We start from the raw sequence: 8,093 nt of genomic DNA, 5'->3' as shown, positions 1-8,093 counted from the left end.
GCCCCCCCCCCCCCCCCCCGCCCCCCCCCCCGCGGGGGGCGGGGGGGGGGGGTGGGGGGGCCCCCCGCCCCCCCCCCCCGCCCCCCCCCCCCCAACACTCCCTAGGCCAGCCCGACCTGCGCCAGGGCGGCCGCGAAGCCGGTCCGCCAGCCCTCCGGGGAGGCGCCGGCCGAGGGGGGTGGGGCCGGGCGGTCCAGGGCGGCGAGGGCGGTGCGGACCACGTCGGCCGGTCGGGCGGAGGTGACGTCGGCGTGTCCCAGCTCCAGCTCGTGCTGGAGGTTGTCCCGGCCGTGGCCCTGGACGACGTCCAGCAGGAGCAGGCGGCGGCCGAGTGCCCGGGCCTCGCTGCAGGTGTCCCCGGAGCTGGTCACCACCAGGTCGGCGGCGGTCATCAGGGCGGGGATCCGCTCGGTGTAGCCGAACGGGTGCAGGCGCGGACGGTGGCCGGCGGCGTGGCGCAGCCGGCGCTCCAGCTCGCGGTTGCGCCCGGTCACGGCGAGCACGTGCGGCCCGGCGTCCGCCAGGTCGGTGGCGGTGCGGGCGAGCGGACCGAGCCCCCAGGAGCCGGACATCAGCAGCACGCACCTGGCGTCGGGCGGCACCCCGAACTCGGCCCTGGCCGCCGCGCGGGTGGGCGGGTGGTAGAACGGCGCCCGCAGCGGCGCCGGCAGCACGGCGATCGCGGCCTCCGGCCGGTAGCGCCGCACCGCGCAGGCCGCGACCTCGGAGGTGACCAGGAAGAGGTCGGTGCCCTCCTGCACCCAGAGCCGGTGGGGTGTCACGTCGGTGCAGAGCACCAGGTGCCGGAAGGCCGGCCCGCCGCCCCGCCGGGGCAGCCGGTTCACCGCCGCGGTGGCGGTGGCGAACACCGACACCACCAGCTCCGGCCGCTGCCGCGCGACCAGCTCCCGCAGGGCCGGGACGAGCCTGGTCCGCGCAGCGGCGTCGGCGAGCAGGGCCGGCCGGGCGCCGGGGCGCAGCGCGGCGAAGTGGAAGGCGTCGTAGACGCCGGGCAGGTCGAGCAGCCGGCGGAAGACCGCCTCGCCGACCGCGCCCGCGCGCTGTCCGAGCAGCGCCATGGCGTCCACCGTGGCGGTGGTCCAGCCGCGCGCCCGCAGCGAGTCGGCGCAGGCCTGGGCCATCACGTCGTGGCCCTGCCCGAGCGAGCCGGAGACCAGCAGGGCGTGCGGCACCGGGGGCGCCGCCTCAGGAGCCGCCGGCCGCGCGGCCGGCGCCCGGGCCGCCCTCGTCGCGGTACCAGTCCGCGTAGCGCCGCACGCCGTCCGTGAAGGTGGTCTTCGGCGACCAGCCGAGCAGCCGCTTCGCCTGGGCGGCCGAGATGCGGCGGCCGTCGTAGTCGGCGGCCCGGGCCTCGATGTGCGAGATGGAGACCGGGCCGAGCAGCCGGTCGACGGTGTCGGCGATGTCCCGGACGGAGACGGCGGTGGAGCCCTCCAGGGCGAAGGTCTGGTCCTCGGCGGCGGGGGACAGGGCGCGCACGTGGGCGTCCGCGAGGTCCTCGACGTAGACGAAGTTGCGGCTCTGCCGGCCGTCGCCCGCGATGGTGATCGGCCGGCCGGCCAGCGCGGCCTGCACGAACCGGGCGACCACCAGCTCGTCCCGCATCCGCGGTCCGTACGGGATGCCGTAGCGCAGGATGGTGAAGTGCTGCCCGTACAGCTCCCGGTGGCTGTGCACCAGCATCTCGGCGGCCAGCTTGGTGGCGACGTACAGGTGCCCGCTGCGCTCCAGCTCGATGGGCACGTGCTCGTCCAGCTCCTGCGCACCGCCGTCCAGCTGGTCGTCGGTGAGGGCGGCGCCGTAGACCCAGACGGTGCTCGCCAGCACGGTGCGGCTGAGGCCGCTGCGGCGGGACGCCTCCAGGACGGCCTCGGTGCCGTCGATGTTCATCCGCACGGCCCGGACGGGGTCGGCGGCGACCTGCTCGACGTCGGCCATGGCGGCGAGGTGGAAGACCACCTCGCAGCCGTCCAGGGCGCTGGTGAGGGCGGTCAGGTCGAGGATGTCGATGCGGGCGTGCTCCGCGTCGGCGTTGAGGTACTTGTCGGTGGTGTCCACCGCGAGCACCTCGTGGCCGGCTGTGATCAGCCGGTCCACGACGTGTGAGCCGATGAATCCGCATCCCCCGGTGACGGCTACGCGCACGGTCTCTCTCCTTGTCCGGCCTTCGCCCGGACCGTCCGGTCCGGGGGCGTCCCGGTGGTTCCGGTGGTTCCGGGCTTCCTGGTGGTTCCGGTCATCGGGACCGGCCGACCCGTCCGGCGGCCCCGGCGGTCGCTGTGGTTCCGGGGGCCCCCGTGCTCTCGGCCGTCCCGGTCATCCGGCGAGCCGGCGGTGGACGGCGGTGACCGCCTCGATCACCTGGTCCGTCTCGTCCTCGGTCATGTCGGAGTGCACCGGCAGGCAGATCTGCCGGGCGCAGAGGTCCTCGGCGACCGGCAGCGGCCCGCGCCGGTAGGGGGCCAGCACCGGCTGGAGGTGCAGCGGCAGGTCGTACACCTCGCCGGAGAGCCGCACCCCGTGCTCCTCGGCCACCGCCCGCTTGAACGCGGCGCGGTCGACGCCGGCCGGCAGCAGGGCGACGTACTTGTAGTAGTTGCTGCGGCAGCCGACCGGCTCGACCGTCGGCCGCAGTCCGTCGAGCCCGGCGAGCGCCGCGTCGTACCGCTGGGCCACCCGGCGCCGGGTCTCCACGAACTCCTTGAGCCGGCGCAGGTGCACCGCGCCGACGACGGCGTTGAGCTCGCTCAGCCGCCAGGAGGCGCCGAACCGGACGTGGTGGTTGGTGGTGAACGAGCCCTTGCCCTGGTCCCGGTGGATCCGTGCCTCGTCGCGCAGGTCGGACGACTCGGTGAGGATCATGCCGCCCTCGCCGCTGGTGGTGACCTTGGTCGGGTAGAACGAGAAGGCGCCGGCCAGGCCGAACGACCCGGCCGCGCGCCCGGCGTAGCTGCTGCCGTGCGCGTGGGCGGCGTCCTCGACCAGCGGGATGCCCCGGCGGTCGCAGATCGCGCGCAGCTCGTCGACCTCGGGGGTGATCAGGCCGCCGATGTGCACCAGCACCACGGCGGCGGTGTCCGGGGTGAGGACCGCCTCCAGCGTCTCGGGGGAGAGCGCGAAGGTCGCCGGGTCGACGTCGGCGAGGACGGGGCGTCCGCCGGCGTGGACGACGGCGGCGGCGGTCGCGTAGAAGGTGACCGCCGGGACGACCACGTCGCGGTCACGGACGTCGACGGTGCGCAGGACGATCTCCAGCGCGGCCGTCCCGCTGGCGACGGCCACGGCGTGCGAGGCGCCGTGCTCGGCCGCGAAGGCCTGCTCGAAGCGCTCGGTCCAGGGGCCGAGGGTCAGCGCACCGGTGGCGAGGATCTCCGCCACCGCGTCCGCGACGGCCGCGCGGTCGCTCTCGTCGAACACGATGCGAGCGGCTGGAACGCCCATGAGGCCACCTCCGGCAGCAGGATGATCAGATCATCGAGCGGGTTCGTTTCCGGCCGGACCGGACAAATCGGTCGGGCCAGGCACATCACGCTACTTCGCCTGCCCGTTCCCGGCCCGTCGTCACCGACCGCCCGGGTGACTGCCCCGGTGACCGGGCGGTCACCGGACCGCCGGGGCCCGCCGGACGCCGCCGTCCGCCCCGGACCACCCCGGTGGAGGGCGGGCCGGGGAGCCGGAAGGCCCGGCGGCTGCTCCCCGTGGTGCAGCTGACGTACTCCGTCCGGGTGCCGCGCTACTGCGCACGGACTACGTGAACGGCCTGCGCAGCGAGGACGACGCAGCGGCCCCCCGCGATCGAGGATGGCCATGCTCCGGGCGCCCCGGGCCGTGCCGCGGCCCCGGGCCCGCCGCCGCACCCGTGAACGTCATCCGAAGGAGTCTGCTCTCCCGTGGCCGAATTCCTGTACCGCCTGGGCCGATGGGCCTTCCTCAGGCGCCGCCTGACGACCCTGCTCTGGGTCGCCCTGCTGGCGACCGCCGGAGTCCTGGCCGCCAAGGCACCGGCGGCACCCGACGACGGCTTCGCGATGCCGGGCACGGAAGCACAGCAGGCCTTCGACCTGATGGACGCCCGCTTCCCCGGCAGCACCGCCGAGGGCGCGTCGGCCCGCCTGGTCTTCGTCGCCGCGTCCGGGCAGAAGATCACCGCGGCCACCCACCAGCAGGCCGTGGAGCGGACGGTCGCCGAGCTCGCCCACGGCGAGCAGGTCACCGGCGCGGTCAGCCCGTTCCAGGCGGGCACCGTCTCCGAGGACGGCTCGACCGCCTACGCGACGATCGGCTACGACGCCAAGCCCGGCTCCCTGGGCACGGCCGCCACGGACGCCCTCCAAGAGGCGGCGCAGCAGGGGCGGGACGCCGGCCTCACGGTCCGGACGCATGTGCACCGTGCGCTGTCCAAGCTCGACGCCCGCCGCGCTGAGCCCGGTCGCCCCGCTGTACCGGGTTGCGTGGAGCCCGTCGCGCCCGCGAGCTCGGGCGCGACGGGCTGACGGGGCACCACGGCAGCTGTGGCCGCCGGGCGTTGGTCCCGCGACCGGCGCCGCGCTGTCCGGCCCCCGGCAGCCGCGCTGTTCGGGCGGCACCGTTACCATGCGCACGATGGCCCGCCAGCGGGGCGGCCGGAGCTGCTTCCCCGGGTGAGTGGGGAGCGGGAGGGGCGAGGATGTCAGGCATGGGGTGGATGTCAGGGAACCGGCAGGAGCGGCGCTGGCCGGGGGTGGACCTGCGGATGGACGTCCCGCACTCGGCCCGGGTGTACGACTACCTCATTGGCGGCAAGACCAACTTCGAGGCGGACCGGACCGCCGCCCACGCCTCGGTCAAGGCCTGGCCGGCCCTGCCGACCTCGATGCGTACCACCCGCACCTTCATGCAGCGGGTGGTCCGCCACCTCGCCGAGGAGCACAAGGTCCGCCAGTTCCTGGACATCGGCACCGGGATCCCGACCTCCCCCAACGTGCACGAGATCGCCCAGGGCATCGCCCCCGAGGCCCGCGTCGCCTACGTCGACAACGACCCGATCGTGCTGACCCACGCCCGCGCGCTGATGTCGAGCACCGAGGAGGGCCGGACCTCCTACATCGACGCCGACTTCCGCGACGTCGACTCGATCATCGGTGCCCCGCAACTGCGCGAGGTCCTGGACCTGACGCAGCCGGTGGCGCTCTCGCTGATCGCGATCGTGCACTTCGTCCTCGACCAGGACGACCCGCAGGGCATCGTGCGGCGGTTCATGGACGAGCTGGCCCCGGGGAGCTTCCTGGCGCTGACCGTCTTCACCGGGGACACCGACCCGGTGGGTGTGGGCGGTGTCGGCCGCGAGTACAACGCGCGTGGGATTCCCCTGCAGATCCGCGACAAGGACGAGACGCTCGCCTTCTTCGACGGCTACGACCTGCTCGACCCGGGCGTGACCCTGGTCCACCAGTGGCGGCCGGACGCGGAGGCGGCGCCGGTGCGCGACCAGGACATCGCGATGTACGGCGGCGTGGCCGTCAAGCGCGGCTGAACCGCCCGCCGCCACCGGGGCGGCCCCGCCGGTGCCCGCCGCACCCGTGCCCGCCGTTCCCGTGCCCGCGGCGAGGGCGGGCACGGGAACCGTCAGCCGCCCCCTGCGGTCCGGTGCCGGGAGGTGCCGGACCGGGCGGCCGGGCCCGGGGGAGCCCGGACGCCGACATCTGCTTCTCCTCGTAGGAGAGGAATCCCGGCGAGCGGTAGGAGGCGTGGTTGCGCTGTCCCTCCGGCGTCGACTCGTGGCCGGTGGAGAACCGGGCGAGCTCCACGCCCGGGCGGTAGTGCGCCGGGTGGACGAGCCCGTCCTGGACGTAGCGGACGCGTTCGCCGTCGGAGGCGGTCCCGGCCGGCCCGAGCACCGCGGCCGACGCGTCGCGCGCGGTGACTCCACACCCGTGGAATGCGGGCGCTCCCGCGAGACCGCCGAGCGCTCCGTCTGGCCGACTGGGCCGAGTACGGCTACCGCGCCAGCCACTCCCGCTCCTTCTGGGGCCCGCGCCCGCACCTCGTGTGCACCCTGCACGGCCTGCCCGTCGCCTTCGCGCTGACCGGCGCGAAGGCCGACGAACGCGAGACCCCGCTCGGCAGGCTCGACGCCGAACCGCACCTCATGGCGGCCCGCCCGGGCCAGACCCTGATCAGCGACCGGCAGTACTACGGCCGCGCCTTCGAACGCGAACGCGCCGAGCGGGGAATGCGGCTGCTGCGGCCGGCCCGCAAGGCGAGCCCTCGCGGGCCGGATCCGCCCTGGTCAAGCCGCTACGGCAGATCATCGAGTCCGTCAACCAGACCTTCAAGGCCCAGCTCGACCTCGAACGCCACCAAGGCCGCACACCGACCGGGGTGATGGTCCGCGGCCTACAACGCATCCTCGCGCTGACCAGTGCGATCTGGCACAACGACCACACCGACCAACCCGCCATGCGCTCGCTGACCGCCTACGACCACTAACCCTTCGCCTCATTCATCCAGGGGGCAGAGCGGACGACGGCGCCCGGGACCTCCGGAGCGACGGCTGCCCGGCGGGGCGCGGTGGCACACTTCGGACAGGCCCCGGGGGTGACAAGCCACGGGGAAGCCGAGCCGGCTCGTACGGACGTCCCGTCGCGGGCACGAACAGCACCGAGCGGAGGGCCGCTGTGGACCGGATCGACCCCGCCGGACCGCACCCCGTCGGCTCCGCCACGCCCCATCCCGGCCATCCCGGCCAGGTCGGCCAGGTCGGCCAGGTCGGCCAGGTCGGCCAGGACGGCAGCTGGGTGGTCGGGATCGATGTCGGCGGCACCGGAGTCCGGCTCGCCCTGGCTCCCGGCGGGTGGCCCGCCGACCTCGCCGGCGCCCGGACCGACCGGATCGCGGCCCCGGCCCGGATCACCGCAGGAGGGCACGACGCGCAGGCGTTGCTGAGCCGTGTACTCCCCGCCCTGGGCACGCTGATCGCCGGCCTGCCGCCCGGCGCGCGGATCGGGGCGGTGGCCGTCGGGGCCACGGGCATGGCCCTGCTCGGCCGGGACCTCGCCCGCGAACTCCCCGTCCCGCTCGCCCGCGCGACGGGTGCGGACCGGTTGGTGCTGGCCGGCGACGCCGTCACCGCCCACGTGGGCGCCCTCGGACGTCGGCCGGGTGTGGCCGTGGCCGCCGGGACCGGTCTGGTCGCGATCGGCGTCCACCCGGACACGGGCTGGCACCGGGCCGACGGATGGGGCCAACTGCTCGGCGACTGCGGCAGCGGCGGCTGGATCGGCCGGGCCGGCCTGGAGTCGGCGCTGCGCGCCCACGACGGCCGGACGGGCGGCTCGGCCGTACTGCTGGCGTCGGCCGAGCGCCGCTACGGCCCGGTGGCCGGCCTGCCCGCCGCCCTGCAGCCACGCCCCGACCGGGCCGCCCTGCTGGCCGCCTTCGCCCCCGACGTGGTCGACGCGGCCGACGGCGGTTGCCCGGTCGCGGGCGCGATCGTGCGGCGGGCGGGGGAGGAGATCGCGGACGCGGCCGCCGCAGCCGTCCGGGCCGTCGGGCTGGCCGAGCCGCGGGTCGCCCTGACCGGGGGCCTGTTCGCCCTGGACCGCCTGCGCGGGGCGGCACTGGCGGCGCTGACCGACCGCCTCCCGACGGCGCGCCCGCACCGCCCCGACGGGCCGCCACTGCTCGGCGCGCTGCGCCTGGCGGCGAGCGCCTCCGGCACCGCGCTGCCCTGGCCGGTCGATCCACCGCTGCTCGACGTCCGCACCCTGACGGACGGCCGTGGAGGACTCTGAGGCCCGGACCGGTCGGACCGGTCGGACGGTCCGCGCAACCGAGCGCCCGGGCCCGGCAACCCGGAGGTCAACGGTGTACGGCCCACCTCCCGAGGGCCGTCGCACGGCTCCGTGCCGCGGGCAGCGGCGGCTGCCCGATCGGGCAGCGTGCCCCCGTGGCCCGGAGTCGATCCAAGGAGGCGGTTGACACCGGAAGTTGGTCTAGTCCACCGTAGGGGAATGCCAGTCGGCGGCGCGGGGGCGCCTTGGCAGGAGTCCCCGTCGTGGGCATCAACTACCAGGCTAAACCGGTGAGTTGTG

6 protein-coding genes and 1 pseudogene are annotated in these 8,093 nt (G+C 75.7%); 4 read left to right on the top strand and 3 right to left on the bottom strand.

All coding sequences use genetic code 11. The features are described from left to right. Positions 1 to 101: 101 nt before the first annotated feature. From ACIF6L_RS16085 to ACIF6L_RS16075, 3 genes are all read right to left on the bottom strand, one after another. The gene (locus ACIF6L_RS16085) at positions 102 to 1,193 is read right to left on the bottom strand and encodes a hypothetical protein (protein ID WP_396487525.1); all 1,092 of its coding nucleotides are present in this window, start codon (positions 1,191 to 1,193) and stop codon (positions 102 to 104) included. 13 nt (positions 1,194 to 1,206) lie between these two features. Then, positions 1,207 to 2,166: an NAD-dependent epimerase/dehydratase family protein gene (locus ACIF6L_RS16080; RefSeq protein WP_359807124.1), complete on the bottom strand. Its 960-nt coding sequence runs from the start codon at positions 2,164 to 2,166 to the stop codon at positions 1,207 to 1,209. A 171-nt stretch (positions 2,167 to 2,337) separates the two neighbouring features. After that, positions 2,338 to 3,462 (bottom strand): DegT/DnrJ/EryC1/StrS family aminotransferase, encoded by a 1,125-nt coding sequence (locus ACIF6L_RS16075; RefSeq protein WP_396487523.1) that lies wholly within the window; start codon positions 3,460 to 3,462, stop codon positions 2,338 to 2,340. Between the two features lie 449 nt (positions 3,463 to 3,911). On the opposite strand from ACIF6L_RS16075, the gene ACIF6L_RS16070 reads away from it, so the two are divergent. The 4 genes and pseudogenes from ACIF6L_RS16070 (at position 3,912) to ACIF6L_RS16055 (ending at position 7,793) form a co-directional block, all read left to right on the top strand. After that, the gene (locus tag ACIF6L_RS16070; protein WP_396487522.1) at positions 3,912 to 4,514 is read left to right on the top strand and encodes an MMPL family transporter; all 603 of its coding nucleotides are present in this window, start codon (positions 3,912 to 3,914) and stop codon (positions 4,512 to 4,514) included. Positions 4,515 to 4,687: 173 nt separating this feature from the next. After that, complete coding sequence (locus ACIF6L_RS16065; RefSeq protein WP_396487520.1) at positions 4,688 to 5,533, top strand: SAM-dependent methyltransferase; 846 nt, start codon at positions 4,688 to 4,690, stop codon at positions 5,531 to 5,533. Positions 5,534 to 5,921: 388 nt separating this feature from the next. Then, a pseudogene (locus tag ACIF6L_RS16060) lies at positions 5,922 to 6,489 on the top strand (transposase); the annotation flags it as partial. Between the two features lie 188 nt (positions 6,490 to 6,677). Further along, complete coding sequence (locus ACIF6L_RS16055; protein WP_396487519.1) at positions 6,678 to 7,793, top strand: N-acetylglucosamine kinase; 1,116 nt, start codon at positions 6,678 to 6,680, stop codon at positions 7,791 to 7,793. Positions 7,794 to 8,093 lie beyond the last annotated feature (300 nt).

This window comes from Kitasatospora sp. NPDC086009, from assembly GCF_044540385.1.
Taxonomy (GTDB): domain Bacteria; phylum Actinomycetota; class Actinomycetes; order Streptomycetales; family Streptomycetaceae; genus Kitasatospora.
Note: the sequence above shows the minus strand (reverse complement) of the source record. Positions and strands in the feature narration are given on the sequence as shown.

Bases quoted from the DNA above. Each gene is read 5' to 3' on its own strand.
- ACIF6L_RS16075 (WP_396487523.1), bottom strand. From the start codon at position 3,462: ATGGGCGTTCCAGCCGCTCGCATCGTGTTCGACGAGAGCGACCGCGCG.
- ACIF6L_RS16065 (WP_396487520.1), top strand. From the start codon at position 4,688: ATGTCAGGCATGGGGTGGATGTCAGGGAACCGGCAGGAGCGGCGCTGG.